Origin of the sequence: Salaquimonas pukyongi, assembly GCF_001953055.1 — a bacterium.
GTDB classification, from domain to species: Bacteria; Pseudomonadota; Alphaproteobacteria; order Rhizobiales; family Rhizobiaceae; genus Salaquimonas; species Salaquimonas pukyongi.
In genome coordinates this window covers 1,256,323-1,278,549 of sequence record NZ_CP019044.1, presented here as the reverse complement: position 1 = coordinate 1,278,549, position 22,227 = coordinate 1,256,323, and the positions used below count along the sequence as shown (strand labels likewise).

21 protein-coding genes and 2 pseudogenes are annotated in these 22,227 nt (G+C 59.1%); 15 read left to right on the top strand and 8 right to left on the bottom strand.

Annotated features, from left to right (window positions below; genetic code table 11):
* Positions 1-963 carry a PD-(D/E)XK motif protein gene (locus BVL55_RS06160; protein ID WP_075996162.1) on the top strand — a complete coding sequence of 321 codons (963 nt, stop codon included), beginning with the start codon at positions 1-3 and terminating at the stop codon, positions 961-963.
* Positions 964-993: 30 nt separating this feature from the next.
* Entirely contained in the window at positions 994-1,686 is a 693-nt protein-coding gene (locus tag BVL55_RS06155) for a restriction endonuclease (protein WP_075996161.1), read from the top strand.
* A 139-nt stretch (positions 1,687-1,825) separates the two neighbouring features.
* On the opposite strand, the gene BVL55_RS16440 is transcribed toward BVL55_RS06155, so the two are convergent.
* Positions 1,826-1,993, bottom strand: coding sequence for a hypothetical protein (locus tag BVL55_RS16440; protein WP_156892445.1), 168 nt, complete (start codon positions 1,991-1,993; stop codon positions 1,826-1,828).
* Positions 1,994-2,102: 109 nt separating this feature from the next.
* Positions 2,103-3,365, bottom strand: a complete 1,263-nt coding sequence (locus BVL55_RS06150) for a tyrosine-type recombinase/integrase (RefSeq protein WP_075996160.1) — start codon at positions 3,363-3,365, stop codon at positions 2,103-2,105.
* A 620-nt stretch (positions 3,366-3,985) separates the two neighbouring features.
* Here BVL55_RS06150 and BVL55_RS06145 point away from each other — a divergent pair.
* From BVL55_RS06145 to BVL55_RS06130, 4 genes are read left to right on the top strand one after another with little or no spacing between them, the layout of a single operon-like run.
* Positions 3,986-6,115, top strand: coding sequence for a hydantoinase/oxoprolinase family protein (locus BVL55_RS06145; RefSeq protein ID WP_075996159.1), 2,130 nt, complete (start codon positions 3,986-3,988; stop codon positions 6,113-6,115).
* A complete protein-coding gene (locus BVL55_RS06140) occupies positions 6,108-7,757 on the top strand; it encodes a hydantoinase B/oxoprolinase family protein (protein WP_075996158.1) in 1,650 nt (549 codons plus the stop codon). The genes BVL55_RS06145 and BVL55_RS06140 overlap by 8 nt, the downstream gene beginning before the upstream one ends.
* Positions 7,754-8,851 (top strand): pyridoxal phosphate-dependent aminotransferase, encoded by a 1,098-nt coding sequence (locus tag BVL55_RS06135; protein ID WP_244530602.1) that lies wholly within the window; start codon positions 7,754-7,756, stop codon positions 8,849-8,851. The genes BVL55_RS06140 and BVL55_RS06135 overlap by 4 nt, the downstream gene beginning before the upstream one ends.
* The gene (locus BVL55_RS06130) at positions 8,841-9,581 is read left to right on the top strand and encodes a maleate cis-trans isomerase family protein (RefSeq protein WP_075996157.1); all 741 of its coding nucleotides are present in this window, start codon (positions 8,841-8,843) and stop codon (positions 9,579-9,581) included. Before BVL55_RS06135 ends, BVL55_RS06130 begins: the two co-directional genes overlap by 11 nt.
* A gap of 27 nt (positions 9,582-9,608) precedes the next feature.
* Here the strand turns inward: BVL55_RS06130 and BVL55_RS06125 are convergent, their stop codons facing one another.
* Together BVL55_RS06125 and BVL55_RS06120 are read right to left on the bottom strand one after the other, a co-directional pair.
* Positions 9,609-10,574, bottom strand: coding sequence for a D-2-hydroxyacid dehydrogenase (locus BVL55_RS06125; RefSeq protein WP_244530601.1), 966 nt, complete (start codon positions 10,572-10,574; stop codon positions 9,609-9,611).
* A 76-nt stretch (positions 10,575-10,650) separates the two neighbouring features.
* Positions 10,651-11,774: pseudogene (locus BVL55_RS06120) on the bottom strand (YeeE/YedE family protein).
* 41 nt (positions 11,775-11,815) lie between these two features.
* Here BVL55_RS06120 and BVL55_RS06115 point away from each other — a divergent pair.
* Together BVL55_RS06115 and BVL55_RS06110 are read left to right on the top strand one after the other, a co-directional pair.
* A complete protein-coding gene (locus BVL55_RS06115) occupies positions 11,816-12,736 on the top strand; it encodes an MBL fold metallo-hydrolase (RefSeq protein WP_075996155.1) in 921 nt (306 codons plus the stop codon).
* A gap of 126 nt (positions 12,737-12,862) precedes the next feature.
* Complete coding sequence (locus tag BVL55_RS06110) at positions 12,863-13,681, top strand: mechanosensitive ion channel family protein (RefSeq protein ID WP_075996154.1); 819 nt, start codon at positions 12,863-12,865, stop codon at positions 13,679-13,681.
* Positions 13,682-13,791: 110 nt separating this feature from the next.
* On the opposite strand, the gene BVL55_RS06105 is transcribed toward BVL55_RS06110, so the two are convergent.
* The 4 genes from BVL55_RS06105 to BVL55_RS06090 all read right to left on the bottom strand — a co-directional run bounded on the left by BVL55_RS06105 (position 13,792) and on the right by BVL55_RS06090 (position 16,359).
* A complete protein-coding gene (locus BVL55_RS06105) occupies positions 13,792-14,001 on the bottom strand; it encodes a hypothetical protein (protein ID WP_075996153.1) in 210 nt (69 codons plus the stop codon).
* Positions 14,002-14,434: 433 nt separating this feature from the next.
* Positions 14,435-15,508 (bottom strand): YeeE/YedE family protein, encoded by a 1,074-nt coding sequence (locus tag BVL55_RS06100; RefSeq protein WP_075996152.1) that lies wholly within the window; start codon positions 15,506-15,508, stop codon positions 14,435-14,437.
* Between the two features lie 33 nt (positions 15,509-15,541).
* Complete coding sequence (locus BVL55_RS06095) at positions 15,542-15,910, bottom strand: ArsR/SmtB family transcription factor (protein WP_075996151.1); 369 nt, start codon at positions 15,908-15,910, stop codon at positions 15,542-15,544.
* A gap of 83 nt (positions 15,911-15,993) precedes the next feature.
* Positions 15,994-16,359, bottom strand: coding sequence for a thioredoxin domain-containing protein (locus BVL55_RS06090; RefSeq protein WP_075997954.1), 366 nt, complete (start codon positions 16,357-16,359; stop codon positions 15,994-15,996).
* A 228-nt stretch (positions 16,360-16,587) separates the two neighbouring features.
* On the opposite strand from BVL55_RS06090, the pseudogene BVL55_RS06085 reads away from it, so the two are divergent.
* From BVL55_RS06085 to soxB, 7 genes and pseudogenes are all read left to right on the top strand, one after another.
* Positions 16,588-17,321: pseudogene (locus BVL55_RS06085) on the top strand (cytochrome c biogenesis CcdA family protein).
* 57 nt (positions 17,322-17,378) lie between these two features.
* A complete protein-coding gene (locus BVL55_RS06080; RefSeq protein WP_244530628.1) occupies positions 17,379-17,924 on the top strand; it encodes a SoxW family protein in 546 nt (181 codons plus the stop codon).
* A gap of 165 nt (positions 17,925-18,089) precedes the next feature.
* On the top strand, positions 18,090-18,551 hold the full coding sequence (gene soxX / locus BVL55_RS06075) for a sulfur oxidation c-type cytochrome SoxX (protein WP_075996149.1): 462 nt from the start codon (positions 18,090-18,092) through the stop codon (positions 18,549-18,551).
* A 22-nt stretch (positions 18,552-18,573) separates the two neighbouring features.
* Positions 18,574-19,029 carry a thiosulfate oxidation carrier protein SoxY gene (soxY, locus tag BVL55_RS06070; RefSeq protein WP_075996148.1) on the top strand — a complete coding sequence of 152 codons (456 nt, stop codon included), beginning with the start codon at positions 18,574-18,576 and terminating at the stop codon, positions 19,027-19,029.
* A 25-nt stretch (positions 19,030-19,054) separates the two neighbouring features.
* Positions 19,055-19,378 (top strand): thiosulfate oxidation carrier complex protein SoxZ, encoded by a 324-nt coding sequence (gene soxZ / locus BVL55_RS06065; protein ID WP_075996147.1) that lies wholly within the window; start codon positions 19,055-19,057, stop codon positions 19,376-19,378.
* A 72-nt stretch (positions 19,379-19,450) separates the two neighbouring features.
* Entirely contained in the window at positions 19,451-20,290 is an 840-nt protein-coding gene (soxA, locus tag BVL55_RS06060) for a sulfur oxidation c-type cytochrome SoxA (protein WP_075997953.1), read from the top strand.
* 146 nt (positions 20,291-20,436) lie between these two features.
* A complete protein-coding gene (gene soxB, locus BVL55_RS06055; protein WP_075996146.1) occupies positions 20,437-22,149 on the top strand; it encodes a thiosulfohydrolase SoxB in 1,713 nt (570 codons plus the stop codon).
* Positions 22,150-22,227: the final 78 nt, after the last annotated feature.

Here is a 22,227-nt window from a genome sequence, read left to right as displayed (position 1 = left end):
ATGCTGACCGATCTGTACCAAACGCTTTGTCAAACAATCCCCGAGGATGGCGCTGCCATGTTCGGACTGCCAGTTGTTGGCGACTATCCGTATTGGCTTGCCATTGATGCGCAAGCCTATCCCGCGCTATTGCTTCCCGCACGTGCGGATGACCTCCGGCCCGATATCAAGTTGCGCGCGGTCGATACCTTGTTCTCCCGTAACTGTGTCATCGCCACGGACACGCCATTACCGCACGAGGGGTACTTCTCGCTTATCCGCCTGAAGGATAGCGATCCGGCCATTGTGCGCCTGTTTCTGAGAATACTTGAGGAAAGTTTCTCTACGGCAAGTCCGCCGATCTCCAACGCCAATATAGCCGCACGTGTTCAACAAATCGCGGCACTCTTTAGCCGCATCGAAGACAATACGCGCGATCTTGTCGGCCTTTGGGGCGAACTTGCTGTTATCGCACATGCACGGAACACAGATGCCGCCGTGCGGTGCTGGAGTACCCGAAAGACCGCCAAGTATGACTTTATCGCCGAGCACTTCGTACTGGATGTGAAGACGACAACAAAACCTGCGCCCAAGCATCGTTTTTCGCTCGATCAACTCCGGCCGTCAGGCGCATTTGACGCCTATATCGCTTCGCTTTGTGTCATAGAGGTTCAAAGTGGTCAGACCGTTGTCGAACTCATGGAGACCATTGCCGCCAGAATTTCAGATCAAGAACTGCGTAGCGCCTTTTTGATCCAGTGCCTCGCCAAGGGTGGCCGCGACCTTTACCATAGCGATCTGGTCCTACAGACCTATCCGGATAATACCTCACTGGATATCTTTCGGGCCGAAGATATTCCGGTGCCGCATATTCGTTCATGTGATCCAATTGAGAACATCCGCTTCGATGTTGATCTGTCTGGCTTAGCGTCACTGCCAGACCATATTCGCACATCGGTTTTGGAATTCGAGGCAGGCGAATGAAATAAGGCTAACAAATTTCGACAGTAGATTATGACAACTGACGTTCCCGATTGGCGAATTTACGAACGGGTCGCTGCCTGTTTTGAGATTGACGTTGCAGGTATGGATATGTCTGTTACGCCAAATGCTTTACTAATGGGTTCTATCAGCCGGGTTAATCGGCAGATTGACATACTTGTGGACGCCCGCTGGGAGGACGGGATCGAACGACGCATCATCTATGACGCGAAGCGCCGCCATCGAAAGATTGACGTAAAAGACGTCGAGTCCTTTGAAGGCATGATGCGGGATGTCCGTGCGAACCGAGGAGTGATCATTTGTTCGGGTGGGTGGACCGCAGCAGCTGAAAGTCGCGCGGCTCAAATTATCGATATACGCCTCATGACAGTTGAAGAGGCTGAACACCTCGACCACGCTGCGTCCGATGACTGTCCAAATTGCCGGAACACGTCTCGAAAGCAAAGAGGTATCGTTTTTTGGGACGGACAGCTATCTCTGCCGCTAACGGGTTGGGCCGTCATTTTCACGGGGAAGTGTGACACCTGCCGTAGTTTTGCATTCTGGTGCTGGGATTGCGGCGAGAAAGTTGTTGTTCCCGACGACGAAAGCTATGAATGTGGTTGCGAACGCATCTGGTTCACTGAAATGAACGCCGATGAGGTCCTTTTCATCGTCCGCGTCGAAAATGGTGAGATACCGCTCGATAGGCGCCCGCTTCGCTAGAGGATTTCATGGGTGCTGATTCAAGCGGCTTTGAGATGCTTGTGAATAAGCCTGTTTTGGACAATGGAGTGATGGACAGGGATGGATGAGCGAGGGAGTGGAGTGAGGACAAGATAAAACAATTGGCACCAAGGTCGGGTCAGTTCGTTGTTTTCAAAAGGCTTTTTTGATCCCATCCATTTTTCGTTGGTGTTTCAGGCAAGCCAAGCGTTTGAAAATTCTCGGCAAATCTGGTGCCCATTGTCCGGCTTTGGATTGCAGTTCCTTCCGCCAGTTTTGCATCGCCAAGCCATCCGTCAAGGCGCATGCCCGCTTTCGCGGCGCGCCGGTTGAGGTTGGCGCGGCCTTGACCGTGCGGCTTCCGGCGATGCTCTGGCTCCGGAAGCGCTGCGAAGGGAAGCGTATTCGAACTCCGTTCAGTTGGCTGCTGTCGTGCCCTTGTAGGCATTCGCAACCACTTCCGAAACCGGCCTGCGGGCATCAAGCAGCAGGTGCGCATAACGCTCCGTGGTGCTCGCCCGGGCATGGCCCAGATTCTCGCCGATAGCCTTCAGCGAGAAGCCAGCATTGATCGCAAAAGAGGCATAGGCATGGCGAAGATCGTGAATCCTGAAATCGGCAATCCCGGCCTTGGCCATCACCTTGTCCCAGGTGTAGGCAAGCGTCTTGATGTGCATGTCGCCATCCGGCTCGATCGGGAAGACACAGGCACTCGTACCGGCGTGACGGCGGCACCGCTCGAGGATCACCATACAGTCATTTGAAAGTGGGATCGCCTTGGGTCGGTTGGCACCGCCGGTCTTGTGCCTTGCAGGAGGCAACAGGAGCCTCTGGTTGTCCGCATCGACCTCTGACCATCTGAGACCCATGATCTCGCCCTTGCGCGCTGCGGTATAGGCAATCAGGCGCAGACAATCGGCATGGAGCGGATTGATCACCCCGGATTGTTCCAATTCGTCCATCGCCGAGAACAGGCGTTTGGCTTCGTCCAGGCTCAGATATCGGTCGCGCCTGCCATCGGCGAGGCGTTGGACCGACTGGCAAGGGTTCTTTTCCGCCATGTCCCGCGAGATCGCCCAGCCATACATTGCGGAGAGGCAGCGCATGGCGTGAACTGCCGCACCGCGCCCACCGCGCACTGTAGGGCCGCGTTTGGGCTTGCGCCGCGCAGCTATGCCGTTGGCAACCGCATGCTGGAATTGGACAAGCTGGTCGCGATGCAATTCGCGGAAGGGGATATGGCCCAGATGCGGGACGACATGGTTGTAGAGATAGCCCTTGTCGTTGAGCCAACTGCTTTCGCGCTTGTTAGGCCGGTCCAGCGGACCTTCCGTTAGATACCGCTCGACGAGTTCGGTAACAGTCGTTGCATCCAGCCGTTCTCGGATCTTCTTTTCATGCGGGAAGTCGCCGGTCGCGACATTGCCCAGAAGTTCCCGCGCCTTGATGCGCGCAGCCTCGGCTGTCCATGGATCGCCGTGCTTGCCGATGGTGAACCAGCGGAAGCGTGTAGAGCGGTCTCGGTATCCGATCACATAGACCTTGCGCCCGGTTGGATAGGCGCACACGCAGAAGCCCTTTAATTCGCTGTCCCAAAGACGCGCCTTTCCCTTGACGGGCAGGGGCATGGCATCCACTGTCCGTTTGGTGATCCGGGCGATGTTCTTCTGTAGAGCCATCCTGATCCATAAACCGGTGCTTCGTGTCGCTCCGAACCTACCCGCTTCTTGGAATCCTGGATAGCAAATGGATAGCAGACGGAACGAATTCGCGGCCATTTCGGGCCATTTCGAGCAGCTTCGAATGCTTCAGCGTATCTTTGTAAGATGTTGATATAAAGGCATATTTTATGGATGCGCGTGGACGCCTATGGAAGCCGCCGGGCGAACTTCCAAGCTGAATATGCGGGTTCGATTCCCGCTACCCGCTCCAGTTATCCGCCAAACCATGCCAGGCTTTTGAAGGCATCGCGATATTGCGGTGTGACTTTGGTGCCATAAGCCACGCGCTTGATGTCCAATAGCGGGGCGTTGGCGTCCCGGTTTCCGGCCAAAGTCCTTGGGCATGCGGGAAATTTTCCGCCATCTGCTGAAAATCGTGATTGCACGGGCGATGATCCGGGCGTAGGTTTTCTCCATGAGAGGTCTCTTCGTGCCAAAGCGCATGGATCGCCGCGCAACGGGCTGCGATCTGGTTGCCTAGCAAGCCCGCCATACGCTCACGGCGGTGAGCAGATACGCGTTGTGCGGGCGGGCAGTCCGCCGGCAAGTTTGCTTCAGTGAAGAGATAACTACCTTAAATGGCTTCCTCCAAAGATCTGCGCAACGAATTACGCCTGGCCATCGACATCGGCGGCACCTTCACCGACACGGTTCTGATGGAGGGCGAGGAAGGCGTTCTGGCCTCTGCCAAAACGCTCACCACCCATGCCAATCCTGCCGACGGGGCGATGGAGGGGGCAAACCGTGTCATTAAGGCCGCAGGAAGGTCCTTCGGCCAGGTGACCGGCTTCATCCACGGCACGACACTGGCCACCAATGCCCTGATTGAAAAACGCGGGGCAGAGGTTGCCACCATCACCACCGATGGCTTCCGCGACATTCTGGAGATCGCCTATGAGCGGCGATACGCGCAATATGACATCAATCTGGAAAAGCCCGATTTCCTCGTCCCGCGCGAGCGTTCGCTGACGGTCAGGGAACGCATGTCGGCGGCCGGTGAGGTGCTGGTGCCGCTGGATGCAAGTGCAGCCGGCCGGCTGGCAGAAAAGATCGGCAGGATCGGCGCGCAATCGGTCGCCATATGCCTGCTGCATGCCTATGCCAATGGCGAACATGAGCGTACCCTGCGCGATGGCCTGCTTGAACGGCGGCCAGACCTCTCGATCTCGCTTTCCAGCGAAACAAGCCCGGAAGCGCGCGAATTCGACCGCCTCTCCACCACCGTCGCCAATGCCTATATCAAGCCGCTGATACAGGGCTATCTTGAGCGCTTCAGCGCTCGGTTCGGCGAAGCGGGCCTGACATGCCCCATCCTGATGATGACGGCAGGCGGCGGCATGTGCACCCTTAACATCGCGGCGCAATTTCCTGTCCGCCTGGTTGAATCCGGCCCTGCCGGCGGTGCCATCCTGGCAGCGCGGATCGCCGGCGCAGCCGGGGAGCGCGAAGTGCTTTCCTTCGACATGGGAGGAACGACCGCCAAGCTCTGCCTGATCGACAAATACCGGCCGCAGACCTCCCGAAAGTTCGAAATCGCCCGGGCAGCCCGCTTCATCAAGGGGTCTGGCATGCCCGTGCGCATTCCGGTGATTGAAATGATCGAGATTGGTGCGGGCGGCGGCTCCATCGCTTCGGTCGACCGGCTTGGCCGCCTTGGCGTTGGGCCCCAAAGTGCGGGTTCGGAGCCCGGTCCGGTTGCCTTCAAGCGGGGCGGGAAGCAGCCGACAGTCACCGACAGCGACATCACGCTCGGCTATATCGTGCCGGGCGAATTTGCCGAAGGGCATATCGAAATCGACCCGAAGGCGGCGGCGCAGAGCCTTGCCGAAGCCATTGGCGCGAAAATCGGCACCGATCATGCCGGAGCCGCGGACGGCGTCAGCCGGATCGTCGATGAAAGCATGGCCAGCGCCGGGCGCATGCATGGCGTTGAATCCGGCAAGGAACTGGCAACACGCACCATGATCGCCTTTGGCGGAAACGGCCCGCTTCACGCCACGCGGGTTGCCCGCTCTGCCGGGATTGGGCGGATCATCATTCCGCCCAATCCGGGCGTTGGTTCGGCCATCGGGTTTTTGTACGCGCCGGTTTCCTTCGAGATCGTTCGATCCCATTACGCACTGCTGGCCTCCATCGACCTGACCGCCATCAACGGGCTGGTGAAATCCATGGTGGAGGAAGCAAGCGCCGTCGTAGCCTTGGGAACAGGCAAGAATGGCATTGAGGGCGCGCAAATTCACCGGTCCGCCTTCATGCGCTATCGCGGACAGGGCCACGAAATCGAGATCCCGATTGACGGCGAAACGATTGTCGAGGACGATATTCCCGGTCTTGTCAGCGCTTTCGAGGAAGCCTACCGCAAGCAGTTTTCCCGGCCCGTTCCCAACATGCAGATCGAGATTCTCAACTGGTCGGTGCGGGTGGCAACCGCCGAACGCGATGCCGCGCCGGTGCAGGAAACAAAGGCGCAACGCGATGTTGTTCCATCACAGCAGGTGACCATCATCTGCGATATCGACGGCACAGAGTGCAAGGCAGCGCTCGTTCATCGCTCCGACCTTTGCGCCGGGGACACGATCACCGGCCCTGCCCTGGTGGTCGAACCCCAAACGACGACCCTCGTGTCGGCTGACTTCACGGCGCTGGCCGATGGGGCCGGAAATCTTGTACTGACCCGCATTCTTCAACAGGAAATGGCAGATGGCTGAACCTACGAGCGCCCAATACCAGGTCATGTGGAACCGGCTGCTTGCCGTTGTCGAAGAACAGGGCCAGACGCTGATCCGCGCGGCCTTCAGCCCGATCGTACGCGAATGCGGCGACATTTCAGCGGGCATTTTCGACGTTTACGGCCGCATGCTGGCGCAAGCGGTGACCGGTACGCCCGGCCATATCAACACCATGGCGGCGGCGGTGGCGCATTTGAGAGAGTGTTTCCCGGTGCAGACCATGAAACCGGGCGATATCTACATGACCAACGATCCGTGGCTGGCGTCCGGACATTTGAACGACTTCCTGCTGATGATGCCCGTTTTCCGGCAGGAACGCGTTGTCGGCTTTACCTCATGCACCTCCCATCTGGTCGATCTGGGCGGCCTCGGCATGGGGCCGGAAGGAAGCGACATCTATGATGAAGGCCTGCTGATCCCGCCCTGCAAACTTGTCGAGGAAGGCGAGCCCAATGCCCTGCTGCTCGACATCGTCCGCGCCAACAGCCGCGAACCGGTGGCCAATGAAGGCGATATCTATGCGCTGATTGCCTGCTGTGAAGCGGGTGCAAAGCGGCTGGCCGAAATGATGGATGAATACCGGCTCGACGATCTCGATGATCTCGCCGCATACATCATCGAAACCTCCAGGCGCGGCACGGTTGAAGCCATAAGCGAGATTCCCGAAGGCATTTACCGAAACACGATGAAGCTGGACGGCTATGAAAACGAGCTGGAACTGCATGCCACGCTGACAGTCCGCAACGGGACGATGCATGTGGACTTTGAGGGGACGTCACCCTGTTCGCGCAAGGGCATCAACGTGCCGCTCAATTACGCAACCGCCTATACGGTTTTTGCGCTGCGGTGCATCGTCGGGCCGGACATCCCCAACAATGCCGGTTCGCTCGAACCCTTTACGGTCACGGGGCCATCGGGCTGTATTCTCAACGCGCCGCGGCCGGTGCCGGTCGCCATGCGCCATACCATCGGACAGGTCACGCCCGACCTTGTCCTGGGCTGCCTGTTTCAAGCGGTGCCGGAAAAGGTTCCTGCAGAGGGCGCCTCCTGCATGTTCGATCTGCCGATGCGCCATGCGCCGGAAGTTGCACGCGATGGCGGCGAAGAATTCGCCATCGAACTGGTGCACAATGGCGGGACCGGGGCGCGCCCGCACAAGGACGGCCTTTCGGCCACTGCCTATCCTTCCGGCGTTTACGGGTCTCAGGTCGAGATTACCGAAAACGTTGCCCCGGTCATCATTTGGAAGCGGGAACTGCGCCCTGATTCCGGCGGCGCGGGCACCTTTCGCGGCGGCTTGGGCCAGCGCATCGAGGTGACATCCGCCAATGGCGCGCCCTTTGTGCTGTTCCTGTCGGTGGAGCGGCTGAAATATCCTGCCCTGGGCCGTGCCGGCGGTTTGCCGGGCGCGCCCGGACGCATCCGCATCCGCGGACGGGAAAAGAATCTTCCCGGCAAGGGCGAGCTGCGGGTTGAGGCGGACGATTATCTCATTTTTGATACACCCGGCGGTGGCGGTTATGGCGATCCGGCAAAGCGGGACAGGAAGGCACTGGAAAAGGATATAAGACAGGGACTTGTGAGCAAGGATGGCGCCAGTATTTACGGAGAAAAGCCATGATACGCCCGGCAACTCGCGGGGGCATCCGCCCGGTAGGTCATGTGGGCGCGATGGCGCCTTACGCCCTGGCCGATCCGGTGGAAAAAGGAACGGTTTCACTGGCCCAAAACGAATCTGCCTTCGCCCCCAGCCCGCTGGCAATTGAGGCGGCAAGGAAGGCCGCTACCGATCTTCTTCCTTATCCAGACCCTGACTGGACGGAATTGCGCGATGTCATCGCCGGGGTTCATCACCTGGACCCCAAGGCCATTTTATGCGGCGCCGGTTCGATGGAACTGATTGCCAGCCTTGTCAGGGCCTATGCCGGCCGGCACGAAGAGGTGCTGGGTTCTGAATATGGTTATCTGTTTATGGCATCGGCCTGTGCGCAGGTAGGCGCCCGGTACGTTACAGCGCCTGAAACCGGTTACAGGGTCTGTGCCGATGCGCTGCTGGACGCCGTCACCAGCCGCACACGCATGGTATTTGTGTGCAATCCCGGCAATCCGACAGGTACCCTGATCGCCAACAGCGAGATGGTGCGCCTGCGCAATGGCCTGCGCGACGACATTTTGCTCATCGTCGATCAGGCCTATGGCGAATTTGCCGACGGGGCCGAAGACGGTTTTGAGATCATGCAACTGGCGCAGGGATCTGCCACGGTCGTGACCCGAACCTTCTCCAAGGCCTATGCCCTTGCCGGTGCCCGGGTGGGATGGGGGATGTTTCCAAAACCCGTTTTGCTTGAAGCAAGGAAAACCCTGAACCCCAACAACATCTCCCAGATTTCCCAGGCTGCAGCCGCAGCGGCGATGGGCGACCAAGCCCACATGAAGTCGGTTGTGGCCAGAACCGCTGCAATCCGGGACCGCTTTTCGGCGCGGTGCCGAAAAATGGGATTTGCCGTTCCCGACAGCCACACGAATTTCGTATTGATCCCCTTCGCCCATGCCGATGCCGCCGCCAGGGCCGACAGGATGCTGCGCGAAAACGGGCTGCTGCTGCGCGGCATGAGGGGATACGGATTGGCCCATTGCCTTCGGGCAACCATCGCCGAAGCCCCCGTGATGGACCGCGTTGCATCGGTACTGGAAAGGATCAGCGATGAAACATGAAGCGCGTGACCGCGGCAGGATCGGGGTTCTGGTTCCCTTCACCAATACCAATCTTGAACCCGATCTGATGATGATGCGCCCGCCGGGCACCACACTGCATTTTCAGCGCCTCGGCGGGTATGATGTCGACGAAATTCCGGCAAGCGGCCAGATGGCGGGCCTTGGTGCTTCCGACATTACCCATGACCTGCAGATGATCGCAGGGGTGCGCCCCGACGTCGTACTCTATGGCTGCACCTCGGCAACCCTGACCCACGGGCCGGCCTTCGATGCAGATCTTGCGCAGAGAATCAGGGAGAATTCCGGCGCAAGCTGCTTTACCGCCGCCGGTGCGCTGGTGTCTGCGCTCAAGGTGCTCGGGATCGCAAAAGCGGGGTTTTCCTCGCCCTATGTTGGGGAAATCAACGATCAGGCAACGGATTTTCTGCAATCCAACGGTATCGAAATCGTCAAGCGTGCCGATATCGGGCGGCCATTGAGCAATTACGGCCAGGGGGAGTTGACGCCGCAAGAAGTGTTCGAACTTGCCTGCAAGGCGGATGACCGGGATGCCGAAGCGATCATCCTGAGCTGCACGGACATGCGCTCGGCCGAAGCGGTGAGCACAATCGAGAAGGCGCTCGGCAAGCCGGTGGTCACCTCCAACCAGGCTCTGGTCTTCTGTACGCTGCGCACACTCGGCATTCCCCCCCATGACAGATTGCCGGGCCGCCTGTTCGATCATTTGTAAGCGTTTGGCCGGAGATCGTATCCGCGCTTAATAACCGCGTTCGGGATCGACCACGTTGTGCAACGGCTCGCCGCGCCGGTAGCGGTCCAGATTGTCGCAGAACATCTCAACGGATTTCAGTTCCCATCCATCATAGATGGACGAGCAATGGGGGGTGAGGACAAGGTTGTCCATGGCCCAGAGCGGACTGTCGGCGGGAAGCGGCTCCGTTTCGAAGACATCGAGAACCGCGCCCCTGATCTGCCCGCCTTCAAGCGCCGCGATGAGAGCTGTGCCATCGATCACCCCTCCCCTGGAAACATCGATGACGACGGCGGTCTTCTGCATGGCGGCAAACGCTGCCGAATCAATGAGCTTGCGCGTCGCCGGCAGCAGCGGGACACATACCGCGATATAATCGGCCTGATGCCAGAGATCGGGCAAACGCTCGAAGTGATGCACTTCATCGGCATTGGGCACGGCTTGCGGGTTGGCGCGCACGCCGATCGTGCGCATTCCCATGGCCTTGGAAATCGCCGCCACCGCCTGTCCGGTCTTGCCAAGGCCGATGACGAGCACGGTTTTTCCCGTCAGGGGTTCGACCTTGCCGGCGGTCCATTGGCGGCGGTTTTTTGCCGCCATGAACGCAGGCAGGTTCAGGGAGAAATGCAGCATGCCGCCAAGCACGTATTGGGCCATCATTTCGGCGGCAACGCCGGCCGAATTGGTGACCGTGACGTTGGAGTTGTCCCATGGGGCAAGGTGATCGGTGCCGGAGCCGCCAACCGCCACCCATTTTACGCAAGGTGATTCCACCAGCGCCTGGCGCGGAAAGCCTGACGTGCCGGCAAAGCGTACCGTATAAACGATTTCGGCGTCCGATTGGGCGACAAGCCCCGGAAGATCCTCATAGGTTTCGCAGGCAATAACATCAACATCGCCATGGCGGGCCTTTACCAGTTCGACTGCCGGACCTGTGATGTCGTTGTGGATGATAACGGTTGGCGCTGTCACTGGCATCTCCTCACGATCCGGGGCGTTTAATCCGGCACTGTACCTCTACATCCCTTGGAGGTTGGGCCGCGAACCGTCAACCCGCGTTCACGGGCCGGGCGCTGCGCCGGTCCACCAGCCAGTCGGTGATGCCGGCAGAAAGCCAGATGGCAAAGAGCGTTATCCAGGCGGTCAGTGCAAAGACACTGGCGCCGGTAACGCCTGCCCCGACGGCACATCCGCCCGCCAGCATGCCGCCGAACCCCATCATGGCGGCCCCCAGCAGGTAGCGCCGCATGGCCGCCCCGCCCTCAAAGCCCTGCAGTGCCAGCTGGCCGGTCAGGGCGGCGGCCAAGAACGCACCCAGAAAGACCCCCGGCACCAGGCCGGTGTCGAATTCCAGTGCCTGGCCGGGGGCGTCAGGAACATCATCAGCGTATCGGCGGATGGCCCGGTGAAGGTTACCCCTTCAAGCTGCACCGGATCGAATGCCATACGGCCCATTTCCGCGGTAAACAGCCAGGCAGCGGGAATGGCAAGGCCTGCCAGCATGGCAAACAGGGTGATCTTGATGCCGTTCCTGCGGAACAGGGAAAACAGGACGGCCAGCATGAAGGCAAAGACGCTGGCCAGCAGCGCAATTTCGGGCGACAGGCCCAGCATGCCGGTCAGGGAATTGCCACTGGTAACCCGGGTTGTTGCAAGGCCGGCGATGGCTTCACGGGCGGGAGAAAGAAATCCCCTCAGGCTGGCCTGCGCCACCACGGCAAAGACAAGGCCGGACAGCAGCGCGCGCAGATTGCCCGTTGCCGACAATACCAGCAGGCGGCTGGCGCAGCCGCGCGCCAGCACCATGCCGGCCCCGAACAGCAACCCGCCAATCAGGGCGCCGGAAAGGCTTTGCGGGGATGCAATCTGGCGTGCTTCGGCCACCGGTACGGCACCCGAAAGCGCGGCAAGCTGGGTGCCCATGACAGCGACGGTAAAAACGACCAGCCAGATCGCGGTGCGGTTGCCGATTTGCCCATGGGCAAACTCGACGGCTGCCGCCCGCAGGCAGAATTTGCTCTGCTGAGCCGCGATGCCGAAGATTGCGCCAACCAGAAGCCCCCGATGGCAAGGGTGGCGCCCTCGCCCGCCCAGTCGATGATCGCTAGCAAGTCCATGATGAAAAGATGCCGCAAAATCCCGGCTGCGAGATTGACCTGCATCAAGCAGCATGAAAAAATATGCGAAAAATACAATGTATTGGAGATCGCACCATGCCCGCGCGCCTTAACAGAAGGCAATTGCTTGCCGCCGGCCTTCCCGCAGCCGCCTTCATGCTGGCACCAGGGCCTGCCTGGTCGAAAATGGCGGTCGGTTCGAAAACCGTTTCCACCCTTTCGGACGGGCATTTGACCCTGCCAATCAACTTCGTCTTTCCCGATGTGCCGTCGGAAGAATTGCAGGCACTGCTTTCACCCGGCGGCAGCCCCGTTGAAGCAATCGAGCCGCCCTGCAACCTGACCCTTTTGGAGGACGGCGATCGCAAGGTGCTGTTTGATGCCGGATCGGGGCCGAACTTCATGCCGACGGCAGGCAAGCTTGGCGATGCACTGGCCGAAGCGGGGATCGATGCCGAGGCAATTACCGATGTGGTGTTTACCCATGCCCACCCCGATCACCTGTGGGGGATCATAGACGACTTTGACGAGATCGCCTTTCCTGCCGCGCAGCTGCATGTTCCGCGAAAAGAGTGGGAATACTGGCATGACGAGAACACTGTCGACACGATCGGCGATGCGCGCAAGACCTTTGCCGTTGGCGCCCGCAACCGGCTGGAACTGATTAGGGAACAGGTTACCCTGTTCGATGCCGGAGCAGAGGTCGTGCCGGGTGTCGAGACCGTCGGCACCCACGGTCACACTCCCGGCCATACTTCCTACGTTATTCATGACGGCAAGGGCGGCGGCGTTATGGTGATCGGCGATGCCATCACCAATGCCAGCGTTTCCTTTGCAAAACCGGACTGGCCGACCGGCTCCGACCAGGATCAGCAGCAGGGCGTCAAAACACGCATGGCACTGCTTGACCGGCTGGCCACCGACGGACTGTCGATTGTCGGCTTTCACCTTCCCGATGGCGGGACCGGCCGGGTGGAGCGCTCCGGCACTGCCTACCGGTTCGCCGCCTCCCGCTGACGGGCAGCGCCTCCCCTGCCGGATGCTGAACGCACCGGCACTGGGCGTAGGGTAGACATTGCCGCCTCCAATCTTTACGTTAGGTAGTATTCCGTTACGTAATGATAAGTCTGGAGGGTTTCCGTCATGGAAAACGAAGCAATCGAGCAGGCCTCGGCCGGATGGTCCTGGTTTGTCTCCAATTCGATGAATGTGCTGTACGCCATTGCGATCATCGTCGTGGCACTGTTTCTGGCCAAATTGGCCAAGCGCTTTATCGTGCAAATCGCCAATTCCAAACCGTCGCTGGACGACACGCTGTTCGAGTTTCTCGGCAGTCTGGTGTTTTACATTATCCTGGTCTTTGCCGGTCTGATGGTGCTGGAGCGCTTCGGCATCACCACCACCTCGCTGGTCGCACTGATTGGTGCAGCAGGTCTTGCGATCGGCCTTGCCCTGCAGGGAACGCTTTCGAACCTGGCTGCCGGCGTCATGCTGCTTTTGTTCCGCCCGTTCAAGGTGGGGGATTTCATCGATGGTGCAGGCGTGTTCGGCAAGGTTGATGCGATCAGCCTTTTTACCACCGACCTTGTCACCTTCGACAATCAGCAGATCATCATTCCCAACAGTGAATTGTGGGGCACGAAGCTGATCAATCACAGCCATTTTGAGGATCGCGGCGTGGATCTCACCTTTGGTGTTTCCTACGGCACCGACCTGAAAAAAGCGGAAAAGGCGATCCGCAAGGTCCTGTCAGCGCATGACAAGGTGCTAGAGACGCCCGAGCCATTCATCGCGGTCGACAAGCTCAACGACTCCTCGGTCGATTTTCTGGTCCGCCCGTTCTGCAAGGGCGAACACTATTTCGACCTACGCTATTCGCTGCCGCAACTGGTGAAAGAGGAATTCGACCGCCAGAAAATCGAAATTCCCTTTCCGCATCGCAAGGTCATCATGGCCAAATAAGCGAGTATAAAGCCTGCTGGCACCCGATGACCGAGGCGCCAGCATCTTGCATAGCAAAACCCCCGGTGCGGTTGCACCGGGGGTTTTGTTGTTTTCAGGATGTGGTCTGCTTAGCGCAGGGAAGCGGGGATACCGCCCTGGTTGGCATCAAGGCGGTTGTCATAGCCGCCGGCAATGCCGGTGAAGCCGGAGACCTGAACAGCGGATGCTGCGTGGTTGTTTGCCAGGCTTGCCGGAATGCCGTTCTGGCTGGCATCAAGGGCAAAGGCCGAGGTGGCAGCGGCCAGGGAAACGATGAGGGTTGCGATCAGGGTTTTCATGACATTAGTTCCTTTCGGGTTTATGTGCCCCGGTTTGACGCCGTAATCTGTGGCTGGCGGGGCGGGTTGGTTTGTGCCGGAAGGAGGTAGCGCCCGGGCCCAGGGAATGGGGAACTCTTGGAGAGAACTCTTGGAGAGAACTCTTGGAGAGAACTCTTGGAGAGAACTCTGGGGAGAGAACCCTGGGGGAGAACCCTGGGGTTTGGGGAGGACTTTGCACCGGGCGCTACCTCCTTCCGACGCAATGGAAGTTAGGCAAGATCGCGCTCACTTGGAAATGAAAGGACGGCGAGAAAGCCGTGATCGCCAGTCGCGAAAACGCGAGTGGCCGTGATCGGCGCGTCATCGCAGCAGCAAAGGAGCATTACCGGCGCATCATCAAGGGAACGGGAGGATGGTGAAACAGCGCCCGAACCGCATTGGCAGCCAGCCCCTATCGCCGGAAGGCAGAGGCGATGGAGCCTTCCAGCAGCCAGGCAAGACCAATGCGTGCGCCGATGATGATGGAACCCAGCGTAAGAGGAACGGAGACCGCGAGCACGGAGGCGGCGCTGATGCCCTGGCCTATGGTGCAGCCGAAGGCCAGCACTCCGCCGAACCCCATCAGCGCGGCACCGGTAATGTGACGCTTGAGTTCGCGCGCATCATCGCAAGCCTCCCAGCGTATGTCATCGCCAAGGCGCGCTGCAATCCCCGCACCCAGCACCACACCGAACACCATGCCCACGCCATAATCTGGCGCTGCCCCGGTAAAGGTCACCATTTGCAGAAGCGCATCGCCTACCGGCGCCACGAAGCTCGCCGTTTCGATCTGGAAGGGATAAAAAGACCGTGCAGACAGAAATGTGGTGGCAAGCCAGCCAAAAAGAATGATGAGGCCGACCATTATTCCGGTGGCAATGGCCCGCCGATCGGTCCTGAACTTCACATCGCTGAACACCCATGCCGCCGGCAGGCCAATCGCCAGCGCGGCTGCTAGCGGGCCTGCTGCAGAACCGGCAAGGGCGGACGCAATGTCGGGTATGGACTGCGATCCGGCGAAAGAAAAATCCAGCACCCATTGCTCGAAGAAGCGCTCCCTGCCAAGGCCCAGAATGCCCCGCATGGTGGAGAGCGCCGTGATGCCAAGCACCAGGATTGCCATCAGGCTTTTCAGGGAACCGCCTCCCAGTCGAACCAGTGCACCAAAGCCGCAGGTGCCCACCAGCGCCATGCCGATGCCAAAGGCAAGCCCACCGGCAATTGCGCTTACGGGAAAAAGTTGCGGCATCAGATAGAAACTGGACGAAGGCCTTATCCATCCCAGCGCAGAGAATGCCCATACGCCGGCAGCGGCCACGATGGCAGCCAGCACCCAACTGCGCACGCCGCTCGCATCATCGGCATACCAATAGCGTTCAAGGGCAGAAAGCGTACAGAAGAAGTTCCGCCGGGCGACATAGCCAAGTGCCGTGCCGGCAAGAAGCCCCGCGAGGGGAAGCAGTATTGGAACCAGATCGACAAGCATCGGGCAGTTGACCCCGGCGGCTTGCTGAAAGCCTTATTTTTTGGTTTCCGGTTTTCCGGACTCCGGTCTTACGGGCGCGCAGAAGATTGAGTACAGCTGGTCGATGATACCACCGACTTCCTCGCTTGCAATTTGATAGTAGATGTTGCGTCCGTCCCGGCGCGTGGTCACCAGGCGGTCAAAACGCAGCCGCGCCAATTGCTGGGAAACCGCAGCCTGGGGAACAGCCATGATCTTTTCCAGTTCGGAAACGGACTTTTCCCCCTCCGACAGCAGGCACAGGATGAGCAGCCGGGTTTCGTGCGACAGCGCCTTGAGCAATTCGCTGGCCTTGCGGGCCTGAGCCAGCAACTCGTCCATTTCCTCGGGCGTTGCATCTGCTTTCAGTTTCGGCAAGGCCATAACTGCTATCCCTCAATCTGTCCCCATTCCGCCTTTCGCGGTGCCCGGGAGCCTGATTCTGCACCTGCCCAACGCAGTTTGGCCTAAGGCAGCTTGGCCAGCATCTCATCGAGCAGAAACCAGAAAAACTCATCCCCGGAATAACCGCGCATGCGGGCTATCTCACGGCCATCTTCTACCAGAACGAACGTCGGGGTAAATGCCTCCCGGCGAATTGCCGCAAGGTCCCCGGGCCAGGGCTCGTGAATGTCAACCTGGCGCAGTGGCGCAATCTTCGCTTCCGCAGTCTTGGGATAGATTTCGCCGATTTCCTTGTGCCAGCGCACACACCAGGCGCATCCCTTCTGCTCCAGCATGAGGAGTTCGGCAGCAAAACCCTGCCCCGGCAAGGCGGCCACCAGCGCGCTGCAGGCAGCCATCACAAGCAGCAGGTTGCGAACCGGACCCATCCTGTTTCCACTTTCCGTTCTGGCACGTTTCTGTTTTGACCCGGCTGATGCCTGCCGGAACACGGCCAGTGGCAGCATCGCCTTCGCCACATCATGTGTGAATCACAATACTACCGGCCACAATATATATTGAAATTCGAATGTTTTCCAGCCATGGTTCTGCATGACCCTGCCCGGGCTAATGCAAGCAAGATTTGCGGAATGCCGGGACAATACCGGAGGAATGCCGTGCTGGATGTGGGATTTGGAGCTGCCCTGATTGCAGGATTGCTGTCTTTCGTTTCCCCGTGCGTGCTGCCGATCGTGCCGCCCTATCTGGCCTATCTTGCCGGCATCAGCTTTCAGGAACTGGGCAGCGAGAGCGTCTCGGCGGCCATGCGCCGGCGCATCGTGCTGGCATCCCTGTTTTTTGTCCTCGGCTTTTCCACCGTCTTTGTGGCGCTGGGGCAACGGCCAGCTTTATCGGCCAGACCATCGCGCAGTATTTCGGCATGCTGTCGGTCATTGCCGGCGTTCTGATCATCCTGATGGGGCTGCATTTCCTCGGCATCTTCCGCATTTCGATGCTGTACCGTGAAGCGCGGATCAACGTTGCTTCTAAGCCGGCGGGTTTCGTTGGTTCCTATGTCATGGGGCTGGCCTTTGCGTTCGGCTGGACGCCCTGTGTGGGGCCGGTACTGGCCACCATTTTGTTTGTTGCAGGCGCGGAGGACACGGCTTTGCGAGGGACCGGGCTTCTTGCCGCCTATTCCCTCGGCATTGGCCTGCCCTTCATGCTGGCCGCGCTGTTTGCCAGCCGCTTTCTTGAATGGGCGAACCGCTTCAAGCAGCACATGCGCAAGATCGAGATCGCCATGGGCGGCCTGCTCGTGATCACCGGTATCTTGTTCATTACCGGCTCGATGTCGCGCATCGCCCAGTGGCTGCTCGAGACTTTCCCCGGTTTTGCAACCATCGGATAGGAGATAGCCGTGAACCGCCTCATGAAATGGTTTTCCCCCCTGTTTTTCGCCCTGGCGATGCCCGCCCTCGTCCATGCGGTGGAGATCGGCGATGACGGATTGCACAAGCAACCCTGGTTCGCCCTCACCTTCAAGGACATTGGCGAAGACATCGAAACCGCCAGGCAGGACGGCAAGCGGCTTGTGCTGATGGTCGAGCAGCGCGGCTGCATCTATTGCCAGGAAGTGCATGAACAGTTGCTGACCCAGCCGGAAATCCGCGACTACATCAAGGAGAACTTCATGGTCGTGCAATACAACCTGCATGGTGACGAGGAGGTCACCGACACCGATGGCGAGGTGCTGACTGAAAAGACGGCGGCGCGCAAATGGCGGCTGTTGTTTACGCCGACCTTCCTGTTCATGCCGGAGGAAACACCAGAAGGCGTGGATGCAGCCACGGCAGCCGTTGCTGTTATGCCCGGCGCCTTCAAGCGCAACACCTTCATCGAGATGTTCATCTGGGTAAGGAACAAGGGATATGCGGGCGAAGAATCATTCCAGACCTATTTCAACCGCCGGTTCAACGCCGGCAAGGCTGGCGATACCGCGACGGCAAATTGAAGCAACGCGGCGAGCCGCCAAAGGTTGTTCAGGCGGCAGTTCAGCCGGCTGTTGATATATTCAAATATTCATATTTGTCCTTGATCGGTGAAAAGATCGCGGCTACGCTGGCCGTGCCGAGGCGGGATAGAGGGCCCGGTTCGACTTGGAGGAGGTTATCGGCAAATGAAATTTTCTATGTGTGTTGTCGCGGCTGCCGCGATGCTGGGATTTGCAGGTCAGGCCCTGGCTGATGCTGTGGCGCCTGCAGATGTGAAGTTCGAGGATGGTGCTGTTGCGATGCCGGTTTCCGGCGCAGCAGGCGATCCGACCAACGGGGCAAACGTGTTCAAAAGCCGCAAGCTCGGCAATTGCCTTGCCTGTCATGCCAATTCGGCGATGAAGAACGAATTGTTTCATGGCGAGGTCGGCCCCGAGTTGGACGGCGTTGCCGACCGCTGGAGCGCGGAAGAACTGCGCGCCATCATCGTCAATTCGAAGGCGGTGTTTGGAGAAGAAACCGTCATGCCCGGCTTTTACAGCCTGGATGTCGGCAAGAATGTTCGCGAGGATCTGGTCGGAAAGACCATTTTGAGCGCGCAAGAGGTGGAAGACGTTGTAGCCTATCTGGGCACACTCAAAGAGTAAGGGACAACGAGGAGACATACGCATGAAAATGAACAGACGCCATGCAATGGCGATGTCCGCAGGCGCGGTGGTCTTCGCCGCGACCGGACTGTCTTCGACACGGGCTCTGGCCACGGCCGAGGACGTCGACAAGGCGATGATGCAACTTGGCGGCGGCAAGATGCCGGAAGCCGGCAAGGTCACCCTGACCGCACCGGAAATCGCTGAAAACGGCAATACGGTGCCGATCAGCGTGGAGGTGGACAGCGCCATGAGCGACGGCGACATGGTCAGTTCGGTCACCATCTATGCCGAAGGCAATCCCAATCCCGACGTGGTGACGTTCAATTTCTCCGCGATGAGCGGTACTGCCACAGCATCGACGCGGATGCGCCTTGCCAAGACCCAGAATGTTGTCGCCGTTGCCAAGATGGCCGACGGTTCAACCTATATGGACAAGAAGGAAGTCAAGGTCACGATCGGCGGCTGCGGCGGCTGACCCGAGGGATTGAAGGAGAAACGACATGGCATCGAAACCACGGGTTAAAGTCCCCAAGACGGCATCGGCCGGTGAGGTCATCACCATTAAAACCCTGATTTCCCACAACATGGAATCAGGCCAGCGCAAGGACAAGGAAGGCAACCTCATCCCGCGCAAGATCATCAACAAGTTCACGGCGGAATTTAACGGCCAGCCGGTCTTTTCCGCCGATATGCACGGGGCGGTATCGGCCAATCCGTACATGGAATTTACCGCCAAGGTGCAAGAGAGCGGCACGTTCAAGTTTGCCTGGGTGGACGATGACGGTTCGGTCTACGAGGCGGATGCAAACATCGAGGTGAGCTAAGGGCGAGAGGGCGCCCTGGCCGCTTTTTGCAAATTCAGTTGGGAGGAAGACAAGGTGAGGAAGTCTGTTCATATTGCTGCAGCGGCTGCCGTAGCGCTGTTTGCGTATTCCGGTTCGGCAAATGCCGAGCCGGTGGATGAAAAACTGGTCATTGACGGCGAAATCGAGATGATCACAAAAACCGCCGCGCCGGAGGGTCATCCTCTCGACGAGGTGCTGTCGGGCTGGCTTTTCCGCACCAAGGAGACGCGGGCACTGGAAGCTGATTCGTTCCAAAATCCCGGCTTGCTTGGTGTGGAACAGGGTGAAGCGATCTGGAACACGGTGGAAGGCAGCGAAGGCAAGTCCTGCGCTTCCTGCCATGGGGATGCAGCCGAGAGCATGAAGGACGTGGGGGCGAACTATCCCAAATGGGATGCTTCGGCAAACCGGCCGATCAACATCGAACTGCAGATCAACAAGTGCCGCGAAGAGCGCATGGGCGCCGAGGCCTACAAGTTTGACAAGGGCGGCCAGAAACCGCTGACCGCCTATATCAAGCACCAGTCGCTGGGCACGCCGGTCAAGCTCGATCTTTCCCAGGGCGGTCTTCAGGAATGGTGGGAAAAAGGCAAGGAACTCTACTATACCCGCACGGGGCAGTTGAACCTTTCCTGCGCTTCCTGTCACGAAGCCAATTCCGGCAAGTATATTCGCGCCGACCATCTCAGCCAGGGGCAGGCGAACGGGTTTCCGACCTACCGCCTCAAACAGGGCAAGCTGATCTCCATACATAACCGGTTTCGCGGCTGTATCCGCGACACCCGTGCGGAGTATCCGGCTGCGTTTTCCGATGAACTGATGGCGCTTGAGGTCTACGTTACCTGGCGCGGAACCGGTCTTTCGGTGGAAACACCGGCGGTACGCCAGTAAGGCGAAGACCGCTTGCGCGGCCCGCCCGTTCAACACCGGGCGGACCGCATTTTTGAAATGCCCCCGGCTTCAGTTTCCGGAAATTCCTGTTTCCGGAACAGGTATAACATTGCCCTTGCGGGCGACCAGAAGGTGACAGAAAGTCAATGGCAGCAAAGTTTTCGCGGCGGGAATTCATGCAATATGGCGCAGTGGCGGGTGTCACATTCGCCGGCGCCAGTGGCTTTGCCGGCAATCTGACACGGGCTCTCGCCCAACAAGCCCTGACCCAGGAGGGCCTGCTGAAATTCGACAGCAAGGGTCAGGTTACGCTGCTTCACTTCACCGATGTGCATGCACAGCTCAAGCCGGTTTATTTCCGCCCGCCGGACACCAATATCGGCGTTGGCGCATTCGAGGGCATTCCGCCTCATCTTGTTGGCGAGGCCTTTCTTGAATATTTCGGGCTCGATGCGGGCTCCCCCCTCGCCTATGCCCACACCATGGTCGATTACGTCAATCTTGCCCGCAGCTATGGAAAGCTTGGCGGGCTCGACCGCACCGCAACCCTGGTCAAGGCAATCCGGGCCGAGCGCGGCGACGACAAGGTGCTGTTTCTTGATGGCGGTGATACCTGGCAGGGCTCGTACACTTCCCTGAAGACCAACGGCCAGGACATGGTCGACTGCATGAAGCTGTTAAAGCCCGATGCGATGGTGGGCCACTGGGAGTTTACCTTCGGCGCCGAGCGGGTGCTCGAACTGGTTGAGGAGATGGGCTATCCCTTCCTTGCCTCCAACATTGTCGATACCAATTGGGAAGAGCCGGTTTTTGACTCTACCGCCATGTTCGAACGCGGCGGCGTCAAGGTCGCCGTCATCGGCCAGGCCATGCCCTATACGCCGATTGCCAATCCGCGCTGGATGTTTCCCGAATGGTCGTTCGGCATCCGGCCGGAGGTCCTGCAGGCGAATGTGGATCAGGCGCGCGAGGATGGCGCGGAAGTTGTGGTCCTGCTTTCCCATGACGGTTTCGACGTCGACCAGAAGCTTGCCACGGTGGTTTCGGGCATTGATGTTATCCTGACCGGCCATACCCATGATTCCATCCCGCGGGCAATCGAGATCGGCAACACGCTGCTGCTGTCTTCCGGCTCCCACGGCAAATATCTTGGCCGGATCGATCTGGAAGTCTCCGGCGGCAAGGTTACCGGTTATTCCTCCAACATGATCCCGGTCTTTTCAGACGTGATCACCCCCGACCCGGAAATGGCAACGAAGATTTCCGAAGTGCGCGCGCCCTTTGAGGATGAATGCAACAGGGTAATCGGCAAGACGGAAGACCTGCTCTACCGGCGCGGCAATTTCAACGGCACGTGGGATGATGTCATCTGCCAGGGCCTGATTGAAGAGCGCGATGCGGAAATCTCCCTGTCGCCGGGCTTCAGATGGGGCACGACGCTGCTGCCGGGACAGGACATCACCATCGACGACCTCTACGCGCAGACCTCGATGAACTACCCCAATGCCTACCGGCTGGAATTTACCGGCCAGCAGTTGAAGGACATCCTCGAGGATGTTTGCGACAACCTGTTCAACAAGGATCCGTTCTACCAGCAGGGCGGCGACATGGTCCGCGTCGGCGGCATGAGTTATGCCTGCGCGCCGAAAGAGGAAATCGGCAACCGCATCTCCGACATGACCGTCATCAGGACCGGCGAACCGGTCGATGCGGCCAAGAAATACGTCGTCGCGGGCTGGGCTTCTGTCAACGAGGCAACCGAAGGCCCGCCGATCTACGAACTGATGGAAAACTATATCACGCGCAAGAAGGTGATTACCGCACCCCAGGTCTCCACCGTCAAGGTGACGGGCTATTAGCACGTGCCCTGCGATAGGCGGTGCGGCCTTTTGCAGCATGACATATAGTGTTTTTTGAATGTATATTCTGGCTTAGTC

Excerpts from the sequence above, each read along its gene's own strand:
- soxX (WP_075996149.1), top strand. The coding sequence starts at position 18,090 with ATGAAATTTTCTATGTGTGTTGTCGCGGCTGCCGCGATGCTGGGATTT.
- BVL55_RS06160 (WP_075996162.1), top strand. The coding sequence starts at position 1 with ATGCTGACCGATCTGTACCAAACGCTTTGTCAAACAATCCCCGAGGAT.
- BVL55_RS06110 (WP_075996154.1), top strand. The coding sequence starts at position 12,863 with ATGGAAAACGAAGCAATCGAGCAGGCCTCGGCCGGATGGTCCTGGTTT.
- soxZ (WP_075996147.1), top strand. The coding sequence starts at position 19,055 with ATGGCATCGAAACCACGGGTTAAAGTCCCCAAGACGGCATCGGCCGGT.
- BVL55_RS06080 (WP_244530628.1), top strand. The coding sequence starts at position 17,379 with ATGCCCGCCCTCGTCCATGCGGTGGAGATCGGCGATGACGGATTGCAC.
- BVL55_RS06150 (WP_075996160.1), bottom strand. The coding sequence starts at position 3,365 with ATGGCTCTACAGAAGAACATCGCCCGGATCACCAAACGGACAGTGGAT.
- BVL55_RS06095 (WP_075996151.1), bottom strand. The coding sequence starts at position 15,910 with ATGGCCTTGCCGAAACTGAAAGCAGATGCAACGCCCGAGGAAATGGAC.
- BVL55_RS06140 (WP_075996158.1), top strand. The coding sequence starts at position 6,108 with ATGGCTGAACCTACGAGCGCCCAATACCAGGTCATGTGGAACCGGCTG.
- BVL55_RS06105 (WP_075996153.1), bottom strand. The coding sequence starts at position 14,001 with ATGAAAACCCTGATCGCAACCCTCATCGTTTCCCTGGCCGCTGCCACC.
- BVL55_RS06115 (WP_075996155.1), top strand. The coding sequence starts at position 11,816 with ATGCCCGCGCGCCTTAACAGAAGGCAATTGCTTGCCGCCGGCCTTCCC.
- BVL55_RS16440 (WP_156892445.1), bottom strand. The coding sequence starts at position 1,993 with ATGCGCCTTGACGGATGGCTTGGCGATGCAAAACTGGCGGAAGGAACT.
- BVL55_RS06130 (WP_075996157.1), top strand. The coding sequence starts at position 8,841 with ATGAAACATGAAGCGCGTGACCGCGGCAGGATCGGGGTTCTGGTTCCC.
- soxB (WP_075996146.1), top strand. The coding sequence starts at position 20,437 with ATGGCAGCAAAGTTTTCGCGGCGGGAATTCATGCAATATGGCGCAGTG.
- soxY (WP_075996148.1), top strand. The coding sequence starts at position 18,574 with ATGAAAATGAACAGACGCCATGCAATGGCGATGTCCGCAGGCGCGGTG.
- BVL55_RS06100 (WP_075996152.1), bottom strand. The coding sequence starts at position 15,508 with ATGCTTGTCGATCTGGTTCCAATACTGCTTCCCCTCGCGGGGCTTCTT.
- BVL55_RS06145 (WP_075996159.1), top strand. The coding sequence starts at position 3,986 with ATGGCTTCCTCCAAAGATCTGCGCAACGAATTACGCCTGGCCATCGAC.
- BVL55_RS06090 (WP_075997954.1), bottom strand. The coding sequence starts at position 16,359 with ATGGGTCCGGTTCGCAACCTGCTGCTTGTGATGGCTGCCTGCAGCGCG.
- BVL55_RS06155 (WP_075996161.1), top strand. The coding sequence starts at position 994 with ATGACAACTGACGTTCCCGATTGGCGAATTTACGAACGGGTCGCTGCC.
- BVL55_RS06135 (WP_244530602.1), top strand. The coding sequence starts at position 7,754 with ATGATACGCCCGGCAACTCGCGGGGGCATCCGCCCGGTAGGTCATGTG.